The organism is Superficieibacter electus, from assembly GCF_002915575.1.
GTDB classification, from domain to species: domain Bacteria; phylum Pseudomonadota; class Gammaproteobacteria; order Enterobacterales; family Enterobacteriaceae; genus Superficieibacter; species Superficieibacter electus.
Window position 1 is genome coordinate 1 of record NZ_PQGD01000008.1, and the last position, 18,859, is coordinate 18,859.

At 49.4% G+C, this 18,859-nt stretch carries 14 protein-coding genes, 1 tRNA gene, 2 rRNA genes and 1 pseudogene; 6 read left to right on the forward strand and 12 right to left on the reverse strand.

Going from position 1 to position 18,859, the window contains the following annotated elements; all coding sequences use genetic code 11:
- The 3 genes from rrf (CHU32_RS28925) to rrf (CHU32_RS11030) form a co-directional block, all read left to right on the forward strand.
- Nucleotides 1-79: ribosomal RNA gene (gene rrf, locus CHU32_RS28925) — 5S ribosomal RNA — on the forward strand; the annotation flags it as partial.
- Nucleotides 80-231: 152 nt separating this feature from the next.
- Nucleotides 232-307: transfer RNA gene (locus CHU32_RS11025), tRNA-Thr, on the forward strand.
- A gap of 38 nt (nucleotides 308-345) precedes the next feature.
- Nucleotides 346-461: ribosomal RNA gene (gene rrf / locus CHU32_RS11030) — 5S ribosomal RNA — on the forward strand.
- A gap of 137 nt (nucleotides 462-598) precedes the next feature.
- Here the strand turns inward: rrf (CHU32_RS11030) and CHU32_RS11035 are convergent.
- The 7 genes and pseudogenes from CHU32_RS11035 to CHU32_RS11065 form a co-directional block, all read right to left on the reverse strand.
- On the reverse strand, nucleotides 599-1,357 hold the full coding sequence (locus CHU32_RS11035; RefSeq protein ID WP_103675583.1) for an amino acid ABC transporter ATP-binding protein: 759 nt from the start codon (nucleotides 1,355-1,357) through the stop codon (nucleotides 599-601).
- 7 nt (nucleotides 1,358-1,364) lie between these two features.
- A complete protein-coding gene (locus CHU32_RS11040; RefSeq protein ID WP_103750847.1) occupies nucleotides 1,365-2,468 on the reverse strand; it encodes an amino acid ABC transporter permease in 1,104 nt (367 codons plus the stop codon).
- A 9-nt stretch (nucleotides 2,469-2,477) separates the two neighbouring features.
- Nucleotides 2,478-3,659 carry an amino acid ABC transporter permease gene (locus CHU32_RS11045; protein ID WP_103675585.1) on the reverse strand — a complete coding sequence of 394 codons (1,182 nt, stop codon included), beginning with the start codon at nucleotides 3,657-3,659 and terminating at the stop codon, nucleotides 2,478-2,480.
- A 69-nt stretch (nucleotides 3,660-3,728) separates the two neighbouring features.
- Complete coding sequence (locus CHU32_RS11050) at nucleotides 3,729-4,754, reverse strand: amino acid ABC transporter substrate-binding protein (RefSeq protein WP_103675586.1); 1,026 nt, start codon at nucleotides 4,752-4,754, stop codon at nucleotides 3,729-3,731.
- A 355-nt stretch (nucleotides 4,755-5,109) separates the two neighbouring features.
- Nucleotides 5,110-5,331, reverse strand: coding sequence for a putative periplasmic lipoprotein (locus CHU32_RS11055; protein ID WP_103675587.1), 222 nt, complete (start codon nucleotides 5,329-5,331; stop codon nucleotides 5,110-5,112).
- Nucleotides 5,332-5,840: 509 nt separating this feature from the next.
- Nucleotides 5,841-7,103: pseudogene (locus CHU32_RS11060) on the reverse strand (oligosaccharide MFS transporter).
- A 41-nt stretch (nucleotides 7,104-7,144) separates the two neighbouring features.
- A complete protein-coding gene (locus CHU32_RS11065; RefSeq protein WP_103675588.1) occupies nucleotides 7,145-9,268 on the reverse strand; it encodes an alpha-galactosidase in 2,124 nt (707 codons plus the stop codon).
- Nucleotides 9,269-9,709: 441 nt separating this feature from the next.
- On the opposite strand from CHU32_RS11065, the gene melR reads away from it, so the two are divergent.
- A complete protein-coding gene (melR, locus tag CHU32_RS11070) occupies nucleotides 9,710-10,639 on the forward strand; it encodes a transcriptional regulator MelR (protein ID WP_103675589.1) in 930 nt (309 codons plus the stop codon).
- Nucleotides 10,640-10,702: 63 nt separating this feature from the next.
- Here melR and CHU32_RS11075 read toward each other — a convergent pair whose 3' ends face one another.
- Together CHU32_RS11075 and CHU32_RS11080 are read right to left on the reverse strand one after the other, a co-directional pair.
- Nucleotides 10,703-13,816: an efflux RND transporter permease subunit gene (locus tag CHU32_RS11075; RefSeq protein WP_103675590.1), complete on the reverse strand. Its 3,114-nt coding sequence runs from the start codon at nucleotides 13,814-13,816 to the stop codon at nucleotides 10,703-10,705.
- 11 nt (nucleotides 13,817-13,827) lie between these two features.
- Complete coding sequence (locus CHU32_RS11080; protein WP_103675591.1) at nucleotides 13,828-14,970, reverse strand: efflux RND transporter periplasmic adaptor subunit; 1,143 nt, start codon at nucleotides 14,968-14,970, stop codon at nucleotides 13,828-13,830.
- Between the two features lie 361 nt (nucleotides 14,971-15,331).
- Here CHU32_RS11080 and envR point away from each other — a divergent pair, with 361 nt between their 5' ends.
- Nucleotides 15,332-15,982, forward strand: a complete 651-nt coding sequence (gene envR, locus CHU32_RS11085) for an acrEF/envCD operon transcriptional regulator (RefSeq protein ID WP_103675592.1) — start codon at nucleotides 15,332-15,334, stop codon at nucleotides 15,980-15,982.
- Nucleotides 15,983-16,007: 25 nt separating this feature from the next.
- On the opposite strand, the gene CHU32_RS11090 is transcribed toward envR, so the two are convergent.
- Nucleotides 16,008-18,068 (reverse strand): putative bifunctional diguanylate cyclase/phosphodiesterase, encoded by a 2,061-nt coding sequence (locus CHU32_RS11090; protein WP_103675774.1) that lies wholly within the window; start codon nucleotides 18,066-18,068, stop codon nucleotides 16,008-16,010.
- A gap of 146 nt (nucleotides 18,069-18,214) precedes the next feature.
- Nucleotides 18,215-18,376 (reverse strand): DUF2556 family protein, encoded by a 162-nt coding sequence (locus tag CHU32_RS11095; RefSeq protein ID WP_103675593.1) that lies wholly within the window; start codon nucleotides 18,374-18,376, stop codon nucleotides 18,215-18,217.
- Nucleotides 18,377-18,418: 42 nt separating this feature from the next.
- Between CHU32_RS11095 and CHU32_RS28240 the strand changes: the two genes are divergently transcribed.
- A complete protein-coding gene (locus CHU32_RS28240; RefSeq protein ID WP_176691642.1) occupies nucleotides 18,419-18,556 on the forward strand; it encodes a hypothetical protein in 138 nt (45 codons plus the stop codon).
- A 6-nt stretch (nucleotides 18,557-18,562) separates the two neighbouring features.
- Here the strand turns inward: CHU32_RS28240 and fis are convergent, their stop codons facing one another.
- Nucleotides 18,563-18,859, reverse strand: coding sequence for a DNA-binding transcriptional regulator Fis (gene fis / locus CHU32_RS11100; protein ID WP_000462905.1), 297 nt, complete (start codon nucleotides 18,857-18,859; stop codon nucleotides 18,563-18,565).

The following is an 18,859-nucleotide window of genomic DNA, read 5'->3' on the forward strand; positions in this document are numbered from 1 at the left end:
TGCCGAACTCAGAAGTGAAACGCCGTAGCGCCGATGGTAGTGTGGGGTCTCCCCATGCGAGAGTAGGGAACTGCCAGGCATCAAATTAAGCAGTATGGCACTGACCTTTGAGGCAGTTCACTACTCGACAGAGAGTGGGACAAAAGCGAAAGCTTTCGAACGTTGCGAAGCAACGGCCCGAAGGGTGAATCACAAAGTGATTCATCAACTGCCAGGCATCAAATTAAGTGTGCTGATATGGCTCAGTTGGTAGAGCGCACCCTTGGTAAGGGTGAGGTCCCCAGTTCGACTCTGGGTATCAGCACCAGTTTTAAGGTTAAAGTTCGGCGCTAAGAAAAGAATTTGTCTGGCGGCCGTAGCGCGGTGGTCCCACCTGACCCCATGCCGAACTCAGAAGTGAAACGCCGTAGCGCCGATGGTAGTGTGGGGTCTCCCCATGCGAGAGTAGGGAACTGCCAGACATCAATTAAGTGAAAAGGCCATCCGCAAGGATGGCCTTTTTGCATTCAGAGTATCAGTTAGCCGGGCGATAATTTGATAAACCGTTACTGCGCCGCTCAGGCCCGGTACACAAAGGTCTACCGGGCCCGACAAAAACTTAATGAATAACCTGAGACAAAAATGCCCGTGTCCGCTCAGATTTAGGTCGGGCAAAAAATTCCTCCGGCGCAGCCTGCTCAACGATCTCCCCGCGATCCATGAATATCACGCGATCCGCAACGGTACGCGCAAAGCCCATCTCATGTGTCACACAAAGCATTGTCATACCTGACTGTGCCAGTCCAATCATGGTATCCAGCACCTCTTTTACCATCTCTGGATCAAGTGCTGAGGTTGGCTCATCAAACAGCATTATTTTAGGCTTCATACACAGTGAACGAGCGATAGCCACGCGCTGTTGCTGGCCACCCGAAATTTGTCCGGGAAACTTATGTGCGTGCTCGGCTATTCGCACGCGCTCCAGATAATGCATCGCCAGCGCTTCCGCTTCCTTTTTGGGGATTTTACGTACCCAAATTGGGGCCAGAGTACAGTTCTGTAATACGGTTAAATGAGGAAACAAATTGAAGTGCTGGAACACCATACCAACTTCCTGACGTACTTTTTCAATATTGCGAATATCGTCATTAAGCTCGATACCATCAACAACGATCCTTCCCTGTTGATGCTCTTCCAGATGATTAATACAGCGAATCGTCGTTGATTTCCCGGAGCCAGAAGGGCCACAGAGAACGATACGCTCACCTTGTTTAACCTTCAGATTGATGTCTTTTAAAACGTGAAACTGACCGTACCACTTATTAACATTATCCAGCGTAATCATCGCGTCGGCAGGTTGCATTGTAATTTGGCTCATAAAATCCTCAGTGCGGTGTACGCCCGGTGTTAAAGCGCTTCTCCAGATGCTGGCTATAGCGCGACATGCTGAAACAAAAGATCCAGTAGATCATTGCGGCAAAGACATATCCTTCCGTCGACATCCCAAGCCAGGCGGGATCAACCGTAGCCTGTTGCACGCTGCTAAACAGATCGAAAAGGCCGATAATGATCACCAGACTGGTATCCTTAAATAACGCAATAATGGTGTTAACAAGGCCTGGAATAACCAGCTTCAATGCCTGAGGCATAATGACTAATGCCTGCGTTTTCCAGTAACCAAGCGCCAGCGACTCTGCGGCTTCATATTGTCCCTTCGGCAGCGCCTGCAAGCCCCCGCGAACCACTTCAGCTACATAGGCTGACTGGAATAAGATCACCCCCACCAGTGCGCGGATTAACTTATCAATGCTGGTTCCTTCTGCCATAAACAGCGGCAGCATGACCGATGACATAAACAGAACGGTAATTAAGGGCACGCCGCGCCAGAACTCAATAAAAATGACTGACAGTATGCGTACCACTGGCATCGTCGATCGTCTTCCCAGCGCCAAAAGAATACCCAGCGGCAAGGCCCCGGCGATGCCGACGGAGGCGATAATCAGCGTCAGTGTCAGCCCACCCCAAAGCCGTGTTTCCACTCGTTCCAGCCCGCCAAAACCGCCATAGAGCAGGAACCAGACGATAAGCGGGTAAATTACCGCCCAGACCGCGATGTATCGGCCACGGTGCGGCATTCCCTTCCAGAACATAACGGCAACGGAAAGCAGACCAACGATCAGAGCCAGGTTAATACGCCAGCGCTGATCGTGCGGATAAAGTCCGTACATAAACTGTCCGAAGCGTTGATGAATAAACACCCAGCACGCCCCCGCTTTTGTACAGTCTGCCCGCGTGGTTCCGACCCAGTTTGCCTGCAATAATGCCCAGTTTATTAACGGCGGAATCAACTCCCACATCAGCCAAAGACATACGATTGTCAGCAGGCTATTCGACCAGCTTGAAAATAGATTTTTCCGCACCCACGCAATGAGTGGACCCCCGCTGGTGTTGCCCCGACGCGGAGGATGAGACAGCAATGCTTTTGTCATTCCCAATCCTTAACGCTCAATCAGCGCAATGCGACGGTTATAGATATTCATCAGCAGAGAAATAATGAGGCTGATAATCAGATAAACCGACATGGTAATAGCGATGGTTTCTATGGCCTGGCCGGTCTGATTAAGCACCGTACCGGCAAAAAGAGACACCATATCCGGATAGCCAATGGCAGCGGCAAGCGACGAGTTTTTGACAATATTGAGATACTGACTGGTCAGCGGCGGAATAATCACCCGTAACGCCTGAGGAATGATCACCTGGCGCAGAGTAACTGGGTTTGGCAAACCCAAAGAGCGTGCAGCCTCATGTTGACCATGCGGCACCGCCTGAATACCCGCGCGAATAATTTCGGCAATAAACGCGGAAGTATAGACCGACAGTGCGAGCGTAAGTGCCGCCAGTTCCGGAATGAGTGCCATGCCCCCACGAAAGTTAAAGCCGCGTAATTGTGGTACATCCCAGTGTAATGCCGCGCCAAATACGGTTTGAGCAAGCAGCGGCAACAGAATAAGCACAGCCAGAATGACTGGCCAGGAACGGCGCAGTTGCCCGGTTTTACGCTGATGTGCCTTGTTATAGCGATACAGTCCAACCGCGAGGACAACGGCGAGCAGTAGGGCCACGACAAACGCTCCCAGCCCTTCACCCATTTGTGGAGCCGGAATATATAATCCCCGGTTGCTCAGAAAAAACAGTTCGAATGCGCTAACCGCCTGCCTCGGCCCCGGCAGGTTACGCAGCACGGCAAAATACCAGAAGAAAATTTGCAGCAGCGGTGGAATATTGCGGAACGTCTCAATATAAACGGTAGAAATTTTACGCAGTAACCAGTTATCAGACAGGCGGGCAAGCCCAAGAAAAAAACCTAAAAAAGAGGCGAAAACGATGCACAGCGCAGAAACCAGCAACGTGTTATACAGGCCGACAAGAAATACCCGCCCGTAGGTATCACCCTGTTCATAATCAATAAGATGCTGGACAATACCGAACCCGGCGCTGCGATCAAGAAAGGCAAAGCCCGAGGTAATACCACGATTATTTAAGTTGGTTATGGTGTTATGAATTAAATACACCGCGATGCTGACGACAGCGACTATCGCGAGGATCTGGAATAGCCAGGCACGAACCGCAGGGTTAGAAAAGGACCACGATCCTTTTACGGCTGGGCGGCGATGGGACATAAGCAAACCTCTGTTACTCTGACTCTGGACTGGGCACCGCCGCAGCGGTGCCCGTTACATCGCACTGTCTTAACGTACCGGTGGCGCGTACTGAATGCCGCCGTTATTCCAGAGGTTGTTCTGACCGCGTTTAATTTTCAGCGGGCTTTCGGCACCCACATTGCGTTCAAACACTTCGGCATAGTTACCGACTTTCTTGATGATGTTGTAGGCCCATTTATTATCCAGCTTCAGATCCTTGCCGTAATCGCCCTCTTTACCTAGCAGATGCGCCATATCCGGTGTTGCGGGGTTAGCGGCTTTTTCATCGACGTTCTTCGATGTAATGCCCATCTCTTCTGCATTCAACATGGCAAACAGCGTCCAGCGGACAACCGCAAACCATTCATCATCACCGCGACGTACAACCGGACCCAGAGGCTCTTTCGAGATCACTTCAGGCAGGACGATCCATTCGGCAGGGTTACTTAACTTGATGCGCAATGCATAAAGCTGTGACTGGTCGGAAGCCAGCGTATCGCAACGGCCTGATTCCAGCGCTTTGGCAGACTCATCCGAACGATCGAAAGTGACGGGCGTGTATTTCATATTGTTGGATTTAAAATAATCCGCCACGTTCAGTTCAGTATCCGTACCGGCCTGAATGCACACCGTTGCGCCATCCAGCTCTTTAGCGCTTTTCAGGCCAGCCTTGTTATGCGTCAGGAAGCCGATACCGTCATAATACGTGACGCCGGTAAAGGCCATCCCCATGCCCGCATCGCGTGATGAAGTCCAGGTGGTATTGCGGGATAACATATCGACTTCGCCCGATTGCAGGGCGGTAAAACGTTCTTTCGCCGTCAGCGGGGTATATTTCACTTTACTGTCGTCGCCAAACAGCGCGGCGGCAACGCCCCGACAGATGTCTACATCAATACCGGTAAACTTCCCGTCAGCATCTGCATAAGAAAAACCCGGCAAACCATCACTAATCCCACACTGTACGAAACCTTTCTTTTTAACAGCATCAAAAGTGGCACCCGCGTGAGCCTGACCGGTAAATGCAAGAAGCATACTGGCAGTGGCCAGGCTGGCTAACATCATTTTTTTCATAAAGCATCCTGTGTGACGAAAATTTATCGTTATAGAGAGGCGTCCGGGACAGCGCTATACCCGGCCTGTGGCTGTGGCCATACTTAATAAAGCAAAGGTAGTGCCAGTTTTGCGTGCGCTGAGAATGCGGTTTCGCGAACGCATCAGGCTGAGTGTAGAAGCAGAAAATACGTTTTAGCGCCCCGGTCTGGTGCGAAAATAAAACGTATGCCACAAAGTGGAGCAAAAAAGATCCAGAAATGAGAGGCAGATATCAGGTGATAATGTGCGTGAATATAACGTTGCTATAAAATTGGGCAGGGACAGCAGGATGCTTTAAGAAGACAGCGCGGACCGATCCGCGCTGTACGATGTGTTATTTCGTTAACGCCACAATACCCAGCGTCAGGCCCGCCAGTGCGGCGGCTCCGCCAGCGATAGCACCTGCGGTTTCCCAGTTATCCTGAGTGGTGCCTTTCATGCAGGTATTGGTATGCACCAGCCGACCCTGATCGTCATAGACTGGTACGCAAGGCGAGTCATGTGCACAGCCCGCGAGAAAGGTGGCCAGCAGTGCAACGGAAATAAGTTTTTTCATGGTGTTACCTCTAATAAAGCCACGTTCAGCGCCGGGTAATTACGGCATCGGGCGTTAAAAGAATTTTACCATCCGGCGTGAAATTTGTGACGAGTGAATATTCTCAAATTATTTGTAGTGTAAATATTATGGAGAGAAATACGCCTGAACCGGAGCAGTATGGAGAAAAGATGGAAGCGGGATGACCTCTGCCAGAAAACTACCATTTGGTAAGAGTGTGAAAGAGCGTCCTGGGAAGCGTTGAACGGTGTTAGGCTAACCAACGCTCACAGCGGGCGTTTACCCGGGGGTAAAGGTAATCTGAGTTTGCCAGCACAGTCATCCTGTCAGTGCATAAATCCCGAATGACTGAGTGCGAGCCAGAAAAGCAGCTCGCCTCAGCGGCTCATACGGCATAGAGGGCCGTAATGTAATATCGATTATATTCTCTTCATCCTTCAGGCTGTCGCTACGTTGGACCTCCGTTACATAGCTGCAACTTAAATGATTTAAGTATCGTCCGGTAATAATTATGACACGTTTATAGCCGGATTAATTTCAGCCTGGTTTTTATTACATTTCGTGAGGGTGAATGCTGATATTACTGTAAAGGTTAGCGCAATACAGCCGAAAATCATATAAGTATGCTGGAAGCCAATTTTATCGTACATACTACCGGCAAAAGAGGACATGAAAATCGATGCAATCTTAGACGCAACCTGATTACCTACCAGATAAATTGTGGCTGACAATAAGGGATTAAATACACCAGTAATATATTTAAATATGCCAATTAAGATAAACGGCACTTCAAGTGCGTGGAGCATTTTCAGCGCGATAATTTCAATTTCGTTTGTTGCCAGTGATGAGCCTATCATTCTGGTGGTCATGACCAGCCCTGCCAGCAATAACGTATTCTTTGCGCCTATACGATTAATAATCCATGGAGAGCAGAACATGACTATTGCGCTACAAACCTCACCAGCGGTAGTGACCAGGCCAAAAGTGCGGTTGCCTTCAGCGGGTGTGGCGAAGAATGATTTGAAAAAAGTGGCAAACTGCTGATCGTAGGTATCATAAATACAGGAGACGCCTATCACATATAGCATTAGCATCCACAGTTTACGATCGCAGAACAGGCGTCCTACTGTTTTCAAATCGACGGCTGGGCGATCGGTTTTCGCGCTCGTCGCCTCGCTCAGGTTGGCTTGTGGTTTCGCTATTGCAACCAATATTAATAGCACGATAGCGGCAGCCGATCACATCCAGAATACATAATCAGGGTTGATACCGAATAAAAAACCTGCCGTGGTGGCGCAAAGCCCCCAACCCAGGCAACCAAAGGTTCGGGCCTTGCCATATTCAAAGCCAGTGTGGCGGCTGATACGCTCAATATATGCTTCCATCGCCCCGGCACCTGCGGAAAAGACAAAACCGATGTACAGGCCGGCACTTAGTGCGCCTAACCAGATGCTGACTTTTAATAATGGTGCAAAAACGTACAGAAAAAAAGGCGCAATAAAAACGAGGGCGATGGCTACAATCCACATCAGGTTTTTTTTCAGGCCCAGTTTATCAGAAATAAATCCCAGTATTGGCTGGAAGCAAATCCCCGCCAGTGACAGGCTGGAAAAAACGATGCCAGTATCTGTCTTACTCAAGCCTACTTCATCTGATAACCAGATAGGTAGAAATGGGAAACAGGTAGCCATGATAAAAAAGTAAATAAAGAAAAAGAACCCAAACAACCAAAAATTGGGATTATGCATATAATGACTATTAGTAATGCTCATAATATCCTCCCTGAAGGGCCTTAATAAGCGGCCCATCGTGTTTATAACCGTTGTAAACCAATCAATATGGCACTCTCTGGATCAAGGATGGGGAGAGTTATTCCTGCTTTTTGTAACCATTCACCACTGGCTGTTTGAGGAGTGATTAGCCATTCAGGTAATTTGTGCATGGTATGCCCGCCTTTACCTATTAACTGAATATTTGCATGATCCAATAATGAGATTTGATAGCGCGCGTTAGGGTCAAGACCAGGGATGTTTAACGGCGCTGTAAAGGAATAATCTGGCATTGCCAATTGACTTACCATGAACAATGCCTGATGCTGATCTTTACTTACCACACCGTGCACTAACGTCGAGTTGTCCGCCATATCCACGCGCCAGTACACGCCGTGATGGATTAATCCGCGCCATTGTTTATATAAAGCGGAATATTTTCGATAGCCTTCACGTTCCTGCTCATTGGCAACCAGCGGATTCAGTTCCAGTCCCATATGACCAAACAGGGCAGTTAATCCGCGAAATGAAATAGTGTGTTGACGGCCAGTGGCATGGCAACAATCGCTGCCGATGTGTGCGCCCATCACTTCCGGCGGAAAGAAATAGCTCATTCCACGCTGAATGGTATTGCGCTCAAGTGCATCATTATTATCTGAGGCCCAGAATCGGTGGCTGCGTTTCAAAATTTCATAATCTATACGTCCACCTCCCGATGAGCAGGCTTCAAATTCAACATGCGGGAAACGGTCAATAAGGATATCCAGTAGCCGATAAAACTGACGGGTTTGGGCATCGGCAGCAGCCTTTCCGTTATGCCCCGGTTGTACCAGCACGCGATTCATATCCCATTTTATGTAGTCGACAGGATGCTCACCCAATAGCCAGCTCATCCGCTCCAGCAGATAATTAAAAACCTGCGGAATATTCAGATTCAGTACGTACTGATGACGCCCGGTAAGCGGAGGGTATCCCGGCAGGGATAATACCCACTCAGGATGGGCACGATACAAATCTGAATCAGGGTTAATCATTTCCAGTTCAACCCAGATGCCAAATTCCATGCCTAATGATTTAATGTGCTGAATAACGGGCATCAGGCCATCAGGGTATTTCTTCTCATCGACATACCAGTCACCTAGTGCCGCCCAATCGTCATTGCGACCTTTAAACCAGCCATCATCGATAATAAAACGCTCCACACCGAGCGCGGCGGCTTCATCCGCCATACGCATAATGTCATGGGGATCATGATTAAAATAGATCCCCTCCCAGGTATTAAGATGAACTGGACGCGGTTTATCACCCGGGAAATGAATAATTTGCTCGCGTAAATAGCGATGGAACTGCTGACTCATGCCATTCAGGCCGTGCCCGGAATAACTGGCATAAAGATACGGCGTCCATAGCGTTTCTCCCTGGGCAAGCGCCATTTCGCCCGGTAAATATAGAGCTTCGGCCTGTAAATAACGACGGCCGTCAGTTTTCACCTCGGCGCGCAGGCGATGATTTCCGCTCCAGCCAAGATGAACACCCCACACTTCGCCTTGCATTTCACTGAAGGACGCGCTGCCCGTAATCAGGGCGGGAAAATGTTCATGAGATGTACGACCACGGCGGTTTTCCAGCACAAAGCTATTGTGTTCAAGTGTCAGACGGTGTGGCTGGAACTCATGTATCCAGCGGCCATGAAAAGCCATCACTTCTTTGGCTCGCCCGGCAACAGGCAATGTTACGGCGAAACGATCCACCTGCCAGGGATCGGCATGCAGGTTAGTTAACCCATGGCAAACCCGTAATACGCCACTATTATCCAGCTGGATTTCACTGTTTAGCCGTAAGCCAGCCTGCTGATCTTCACTGATAATATTAATTTTTTGATCGCTGTGTACTGCGCTGGTGGTGGTAAATAAAGGTGAACCATCCAGCCCCTGACGGTGACCTTCAATTCCCGGTGAGCCAAAAAGCCCATAACTTATTTCAGCCATTAACGTCAGCGGGGCATCTACATCAAGGCCGCTATTCGGCAGCGGACGATCGAACATCACCACGTCCTGAGCTGCAAAATTCTGAATATGGGGTCCCCAGTAAATAATTTCCGCAAAAGGGTGCGTTTTTATGACGACATCTGTTGTAGCGCTTTCCAAACGTAATATTGAACCAGACATAGCTTCTTCCCCTAATATAATGCTTTGCCTTCACACTGAACTCATAATGAAATCCGGGAGCTGAAAGTTAAGAAAGCGGTACTTTGTAATGGTGTGTTGACCTCATGGCGTTATAAATATCCCGCGAGTATTTTTCAAAAAACACGTAGCGCCTGTGTCGTGAAAAGTTATTTTTTGCGGTAGGCATCATGAATCTCCGTACTGTGCTAAATACAAACATGGTGTCATTCGCGATCGCCGGAAACCTCCGTCTTTCTTCCCGGACATTCCCAAAAGTTCAGATTAAGCGTTCTCCTGCGCAATATCTGACTTTATGGGATAAAATACGCAAAAAAGCACAGCATCTGGAATGAGAATAGCGTTATGCTGTCAGGAAGCGGTTAACTGCCGCATCTCATTGGATTTGCAGGGTGGCCTGGTTCTGAGCGTTCAGGATAAGGAATGACGATGGATACGTTACCGATACCGTTCAAGCCATTTATGTGTAGTAAAGACGAAAAGCAGAATCGTAGCCCGCTGGCCGTCTACTCTGTGTATGAAGGGATGGACATTGAATTACGGACGCCAGACGCCATGCCCTCAAGTCACTGGCACGGGCAGGTAGAGGTTAATGTTCCCTTTGATGGTGATGTAGAATACCTGATCAATAATGAAGTGGTACAAATCAAGCAGGGACATATCACGCTCTTCTGGGCCTGCACCCCTCACCAACTTACCCGACCGGGTAATTGCCGTAATATGGCAATTTTTAATTTGCCAATGCACCTTTTTCTTTCCTGGCCGCTTGACCGGGAGCTAATAAATCACGTGACGCACGGAATGGTCATTAAGTCGCTGGCCGCTCAGCAACTGAGTGCTTTTGAAGTTCGACGCTGGCAACAGGAGCTGGCCAGCCCGGACACACAAGTTCACCAGTTGGTTATTGATGAAATAGGCCTGATGCTGAAACGTCTGACGTTCTCAGGCTGGCAACCGATCCTGGTCAATAAAACGTCGCGTACCCACAGAAATAGCGTCTCACGGCATGCGCAATTTTACGTCAGTCAAATGTTGGGTTTTATCGCAGAAAATTATGACCATATGCTGACGATTAACGACGTTGCTGAGCATGTAAAGCTAAATCCGCATTATGCAATGGGCATTTTCCAGCGCGTTATGCAACTGACGATGAAGCAATATATTACAGCGATGCGTATTAATCATGTACGCGCGTTATTGTGCGATACCGATAAAACCATTCTGGATATTGCGTATACCGCAGGCTTTTGCTCCAGTAGTCGCTTTTACAGTACCTTCAATAAATATACCGGCATGTCCCCGCAGCAATACCGCAAGTTAAGCCGACAGCGGCGTCAGGTCTTGGGAGGTTAATAAAAGAGGCAACATCTTTGAAGAGTAATGTCCTGGCCTTGCGACCAGGACAGATCCTTTTATTTACTTCGTCCGGCGTGTTGTCCAGCCACGGATCACCACAAAGAAAACGGGCACAAAGAAAATGGCCAGTAATGTTGCAGAGATCATCCCTCCCATGACCCCGATCCCCACCGCGTTTTGCGCGCCGCTACCGGCACCGCTGCTTTTTGCCAGGGGCAATACGCCAAGAATAAAGGCCAGTGAGGTCATCAGAATAGGCCGTAAGCGCATGCGAGCGGATTCAATGGTCGCCTCGATCAAGCCTTTACGCTCTTTTTCCATCAGCTCCTTGGCAAATTCGACGATCAGAATGGCGTTTTTCGCCGAAAGGCCGATGGTTGTCAGCAGCCCGACCTTGAAGTAAACGTCGTTGCTCATATCGAAGAATGTTGCTGCCAGCAGCACGCCAACAATCCCCAATGGTACTACCAGCATTACCGAGAAGGGAATTGACCAGCTTTCATAAAGCGCCGCCAGACACAGGAATACCACGACCATTGACAGCGCAATCAGCGCCGGTGCCTGATCGCCGGATAGTCTTTCCTGATAAGACAGGCCAGTCCAGTCATAACCGATCCCGGCAGGCAGTTTCGCCGCCAGGCTTTCCATTAGCGCCATGGCGTCACCAGAACTTTTACCAGGCCCTGGTTCGCCAACAATTTCCATGGAAGGCAGGCCGTTATAACGCTCAAGGCGCGGAGAACCGTAACTCCAGTGTGAGGTACTAAAGGCGGAGAAGGGCACCATCTCGTTGTTGGCGCTGCGGACATACAGATTATTGATATCCGTCGGCAACATGCGGAATTTAGCCTCGGCCTGCACGTAAACCTTCTTCACCCGACCGCGATCGATAAAGTCATTTACGTAGGTTCCACCTAGTGCAGAGGAGACTGTTTCATTGATATCAGACAGCGAAACGCCGAGCGCCTGTGCTTTTTCCTGATCGACATCCAGCTTAAACTGCGGCGTATCTTCCAGACCGTTGGGGCGCATATTGATCAGCGTGTCCCGATGCTGCATTGCCATACCCAGCAGCTGATTACGCGCCTGGGTTAATGCATTATGACCGAGGCCAGCTTGATCGATAAGCTCAAAGTCAAAGCCCGTTCCGGTTCCCAGTTCTGAAATGGCCGGCATATTAAACGGAATGACCCGCGCGTCGCGGATTTGGCTGAGCGCCCGCATTGCGCGGCCAATCACCGCCTGGGCACTGTTCTCTTTACCGTTACGCTCTTCCCACGGTTTCAGGCTGATAAACGCCATCCCCGCGTTCTGGCCCTGGCCACTAAAGCTAAAGCCATTAACGGTGAACACACTTTCAACGTTCGCTTTCTCATTGTTCAGATAATAATTTGTCACCTGATCCATGACTTTCTGGGTGCGTTCCTGCGTAGCGCCGGCAGGGAGCTGGACCATGGTCAGGAAGACGCCCTGATCTTCATCTGGCAGGAAGGATGTCGGCAGACGTAAAAACAGCGCTCCCATAACAACGACAATCAGCAGGTAGATAAGTAGATAACGACCGCTTCTGCGGACAATACCGCTAACACTGCCGGTATAGTGGTTTACACTGCCATCAAACAGGCGGTTAAACCAGCCAAAGAAACCGCCCTGGTGACCGTGCTTTTCTGGTGAAACAGGTTTAAGCAACGTGGCGCAAAGCGCTGGCGTCAGGATCATTGCCACCAGCACTGAAAGGGCCATGGCCGACACGATCGTAATGGAGAACTGGCGATAGATAGCGCCAGTGGAGCCACCGGAAAACGCCATCGGCACAAACACGGCGGACAATACCATGGCAATCCCGACCAGTGCGCCCTGAATTTGCGACATGGATTTCTCCGTCGCCTCTTTGGGGGGCAAATGTTCCTCGTGCATCACACGCTCAACGTTCTCGACCACCACGATAGCGTCATCCACAAGGAGTCCTATCGCCAGAACCATGCCGAACATCGTAAGCGTGTTTATTGAGAAACCAAAGGCGTCGAGGATAGCAAATGTACCCAGCAATACGACCGGAACCGCGATGGTTGGGATCAAGGTCGCGCGGATGTTCTGCAAGAACAGATACATCACCAGGAACACCAGAACTATTGCCTCAAACAACGTCTTAACCACTTCGCGAATAGAGATTTGTACGAAGGGAGTCGTGTCATAAGGATAAACCGTTTTCACCCCATGCGGGAAAAAGGGTGCCAGTTCGGCCAGTTTACTTTTTACGGCGGCCGCCGCATCCAGCGCATTCGCACCTGTTGCCAGCTTAATACCAAGCCCTGTCGCCGGACGGCCATTGATACGGGCGATAGTGTTATAGTTTTCGCCGCCAAGCTCAATGCGTGCAACATCCTTCAGATGCACTATGGAGCCATCGGCATTGACCCGCAACGTCACGTTTCCAAACTCTTCGGGGTCTTTAAGCCGTGTTTGAGCAATAATGGAAGCGTTTAGTTGCTGCCCTTTAACGGCAGGCGCGCCACCAAGCTGGCCTGCGGCAATTTGATCGTTCTGCACTTTAAGCTGATTGATAACATCAACCGGCGTCAGTTGATACTTGTTCAGCAAGTTGGCATCCAGCCAGATACGCATTGCATACTGAGCACCAAACAGCTGAACATCGCCAATGCCATTGAGTCGGCTAAGCGGATCTTTTACGTTTGACGCTACGTAGTCAGAAATATCTTCCTGAGTAACATTGGGATCATCAGACACAAAGCCTGCCACCATCAGGAAACTGCTGGTGGATTTTTTGACTGAAATTCCCTGTTGCTGAACCTCCTGAGGTAACAACGGCATCGCGAGTTGCAGCTTATTCTGCACCTGAACTTGCGCGATATCAGGGTCTGTCCCTGAGTTAAAGGTCAGGGTAATGGTCACGCCACCCGCAGAGTCGCTGGTGGAGGACATGTACATCAGGTTATCGATACCGTTCATATTCTGTTCGATAACCTGCGTTACGGTATCCTGAACCGTTTGCGCATCGGCACCTGGATAGGTTGCCGAGACGGAAACCGCTGGCGGTGCGATAGTGGGATACTGCGCAACAGGCATCTGTAAGATTGCCATGACGCCTGCCATCATCAGAATGATAGCCAGTACCCATGCAAAAATAGGTCGTCTGATAAAAAAGTTAGCCATGTGCGGTCACCTTATTGTGCTGCTTTAACCGCAGTTTCTTCTGGGATGGCTTTCACGGTGGCTCCCGGCTCTGCTTTTTGCAGACCGCTGACAATAACCTTGTCACCATCTTTTAAGCCATCACTGATAAGCCATTTATCACCAATGGCCTGCGAAGCTGTAACATCACGCAGCTCAACTTTGTCTTCGCTGTTCACGAGCAGTACGGTGGCATCTCCGCGAGGGGTGCGGGTTACGCCCTGTTGTGGCACCAGAATGGCATTGGGTTGCACACCTTCATCAATGCGTGCGCGCACAAACATCCCCGGCAGCAACTGATGCTGAGGATTGGGGAAAATAGCACGCAGAGTGATAGAGCCCGTATTCTCATCAACCGTCACGTCAGAGAACTGGAGGCTGCCTTTTTCCGCGTAAGGTTGGCCATTTTCCATTACCAGCTCAACGCTGCTGGCCTCATTCCCTTTTTGCAAACTGGCCTGTTTAAGGCGCATAAAATCGTTGCTGGACTGCGTCACATCAACGTAAATCGGATCGAGTTGTTGGACGGTGGCGAGGGCGTTTGCCTGACCATTCGTGACCAGCGCACCTTCGGTTACGAAAGATTTACCGATGCGGCCGCTGATGGGTGAAGTCACTTTGGTATAGGCCAGGTTAATCCGTGCGGTTTCGACTGCCGCTTTAGCGGCCAGTACGCTGGCATCCGCCTGACGTGCATTCGCTACCGCCTGATCATAATCCTGCTGGCTGATGTATTTAGTGCCCAGTAGCGGAACATAGCGTTTCACCGTGAGGTGCGCGATAGTCGCAGCCGCTTCACTTTTTGCCAGATCGCTTTTGGCACTATCCCAGGCGGCCTGGTAAGTCGCAGGATCAATCTGATAGAGCGATTGCCCGGCAGTGATGTCGCTGCCCTCAGTGAAATTACGTGACAGAATGATGCCGCTCACTTGCGGACGAACTTCGGCAATACGAAATGCGGAGGTACGACCCGGCAATTCAGTTGTCACTGTCAGGGGGGCACTTTTCACGACATGAACTGTGACCTGGGGAGCCGGTAACGTCGGCTGTTGATTCCCTTTATCATCACATGCTGCAAGTAACGTAGCAGAAATGAATAGACTGGAAAGGAGTGTAGTCCTGGCGTGGATCGTCATTGCTGTTCCTTAAAAACCGAAAACCAGAATTCGCCGAAAATCGGTGAAAGAAAATGCTTAATAAAAAAACAGGGGGTTATCCTACAAATAATCATCACTGGATGTAAGAGATACTTATTTATTGAGGCTGTCCACGGCACATAAAGGCAAAAAAACGATGAGTAAATGAAGGGGGAATTAGTAGATTGTTATTTTATATTGATGGCATGAATATAAATGGGAAATACATTCCCTAAAATTATTTTTTCTTTGCCACTTTTTATGTAAATATTATACTCATGATCGTTAATAATGCTTATTAATACGTAAAAATTAATACCCTTATACAGCCATTTAGTCGTTGTGCTGAGGGCGAGATCCTATGGCAAGGAAAACAAAAGCAGAAGCACTTAAGACCCGACAGATGCTGATCGAGTCAGCGATTGAACAGTTTGCACAGCATGGAGTGGCAAACACCACCCTGACGGATATCGCTGATGCCGCTGGCGTCACACGTGGCGCGGTCTATTGGCACTTCAATAGCAAAATTGATATTTTTAATGCTATCTGGGAGCAGCAGGCTCCCTTGCGAGATATCATTTATCACCAAACAAAAGAGGATATTCATCTCAGTCCGCTGCTACATTTACGTAACCAGTTTGTTATTGCTTTGCAATATATTGCAGCGGATTCACGTTTGCGCGCATTAATGCAAATTTTGTATCACAGATGTGAATTTATTGACGAAATGATGCCAGAGGATGAAATCCGTAAGAAAATTGGTTTTAGTCATGAGCATGTACGCGCGGTGTTAAAAGAAGCAGTGACATCAGGCTCACTTCCGACGGAAGTTGATCTTAATGTTGTATTAATTATGTTACATGGTTTCTTTAGTGGGGTAATAAAAAACTGGCTAATGGCTCCGGAAAAATTTGACCTGTATCAGCATGCACCAACGTTAGTGGATAATATTATGCTGGCGGTAACAGCGAAGCCCGGTCAAATTTTGCGCGAAGCATCGGTAGCCTGTTGAAAAGGGAATCGTCGTGAGGTCACCGCTATTTCAGCTCTTCGGCAAACGCCAGCACGGCATCTGCGCTGATCGGTTTGCCGAGCAAAAAACCTTGTAAGGTATTACATCCCAGCTCTGTCAAAAAACGTTGCTGCATTTCGGTTTCTACGCCCTCTGCAACGACCTTAAGACCCAGCGTTTTTGCCAGCGCGACAATAGCCGAGACAATGGTGACGTCTTCTCCCTCGCCGCTAAGCTCGTTGACAAAGGCTTTATCAATTTTCAGTTCACTGGCAGGCAGTCGCTTAAGGTAAAGCAGGCTGGAGTAACCGGTACCAAAATCATCTATTGAGGCTTTGACACCCAGTTGCGTGAGAGAAGTGAGTATGCGCACACTTTCATCCGGATTGCTCATCGCCGTGGTTTCCGTTACTTCCAGTATCAGCATCTCAGGCGGTACGGCATGACGAGCAAGGCTCTGCATCACTGTCTTCACCAACGCCGATTGCTCAAACTGTAGTGGTGAAAGATTGACTGCCACCGACCAACGGGTATTACCCTGTACGCGCCATTCACTCAACTGTCGGCAGGCTTCGTCAATCACCCAATTGCCGACAGGAACAATGAGCCCGGTTTTTTCTGCCAGCGGCAAAAAAATTTCAGGCATTAAAAGTCCCTGTTTCGGATGCTGCCAGCGCAACAGGGCTTCAAAACCGATGACCGGGCCTGCCGGAGCCTGAAATTTAGGCTGATAATAGAGACGCAGCTCTTTACGTTCCAGTGCCTGCCATAAGTCATTCATCAGCTGTAGTTGCGTCTGGGCCAGTTGATTCATTGACGGCTGGAAAAAATGATAGCCGTTACGTCCCATATGTTTGGTGTGATACATCGCGGCATCTGCATTAAACATCAGCTCACGCTCATCTTTACCATCGTAAGGGTAGAGGGTGATGCCCACGCTAAGCGTCACCATAATTTCATACGGTTCCAGATTGAATGGCCGATCAATCACGCTGACCAGTGCGCTTGCCAGAGAGGCCGCTTCTTCGGGTGTTTTGCTCTCTGCAAGCAGTACAAACTCATCACCGCCGATTCGGGCAAGGGTATATTGACCTTTCAGGATGGTGCGCAAGCGGGCAGTCACCTCCACCAGTAACTGGTCACCAGTGTCATGCCCATAACCATCATTCACATTCTTAAAACCATCCAAATCCATAAACAGCAGAGCAAATGACGACCCTTCGCGGTCGGCTTTATTAATAGCCTGCTCCAGGCGGTCCTGAAGCAAAATGCGGTTAGGCAGGCGAGTGAGTGTGTCATGAAGCGCCATTTCCGCCAGCTCACGATTAGCCTGCGCCAGCGAGGAAGCCAATAAAGAGGTGCGCGCCTGTAACCGGGCATCCAGCATTGAAACGATAAGCGTAATCGCAAGAATGGCCAGCGCCATTACGCTGACCAGCACAGCCAGCCAGTTTCCATTCATACCCTGATTCAACGTATGCGTATGTGCTGAAAAATGAGCGGCCATCATGCCGGTATAGTGCATGCCTGCTATCGCAACACCCATGATTAACGCGGCACCGGCACGTAGAACGGCAATCTGCTGGGCCTCGCGACGCAGTCTGAAGGTAAGCCAGAGCGCGACCAGCGAGGCCAACATCGCAATCAACACCGAAACACCTACCCAGAATAAATCCCAGACAATAGGCTGCGAAACCTGGAGGGCGGCCATGCCGGTGTAATGCATGGTCACGATGCCGGTTCCCATTATCAACGCACCCGGAAGCAGACGACGAAGCTGTAACCGCTCGGCGCTGACCAGCCAGAGGGCAAAAAGAGAGGAACTAATGGCAATAGCTAGCGAAAACGCGGTCAACGCGGGATCGTAACGCTGGTTCATGGCAAGTTCCATCGCCAGCATACCAATGAAGTGCATTGCCCAGATGCCCGTTCCCATTGCGAAACCACCGCCAATTAGCCAAACGTAGGTCACTTTCCCGGAGGCATCTGACACTCTCCCTGCCATATTAAGGGCAGTGTATGAGGCCAGAATGGCAACAATAAAGGAGACAACAACGAGGATTTGATCGTAGTGGTTAACCGGCATCATGTCTTAAACTCATCCGCAGTGGAACGTTCAGGCAATACCTGTTGTAAGGGGGCAAGACATTACCACTGTCCTGAGATAGCGCAAAGTGTTTTAAATCCGTGCTTTTTATGCGGAAAACGTTGCTCAATTCAATAAGACTGGCGTCAGATGTCGCTACAGTTTACCAGTTTCAATGGGTTGACGGAGTCCATGTTCCTGCACTTCGCGTTTTCCGTCATCAGCCATTCAATCCACTGCACAACCAGGGCGTCAAAAATGAAGACAAAAATGGCGAATAACACCAGCCATCCGTATTTACGAATCATTGCGCTGTCCTGATAGTGGGGAGGAAAGTGCTGGCAATATACATGAAAAAAGAGGCAGAGAAAGAAGAAGATGAGTTCTTTACTTATCACGCGTTATGGAGGGATGCCGTCATCATAATGCCAATAAAAAAGGCGCTTCCCCATGCCGAAGAGCGCCTTTTAAAACAAGCAGTTAACTGATTAGTATCAGTTCATGCCGTATTTTTTCAATTTTTTACGCAGCGTGCCACGGTTGATGCCCATCATCAGGGCAGCACGGGTCTGGTTGCCACGGGTGTATTGCATCACCATGTCCAACAGGGGCTGTTCTACTTCAGCCAGTACCAGCTCGTAGAGGTCATTAACGTCCTGACCATTCAGTTGAGCAAAATAGTTCTTCAGTGCTTGTTTAACCGAGTCACGCAGGGGTTTTTGAGTTACCTGGTCCTGAGAGTTAACGGTAGAAACGGTCAGTACGTCAGAATTTACGCGTTGTTCGAACAT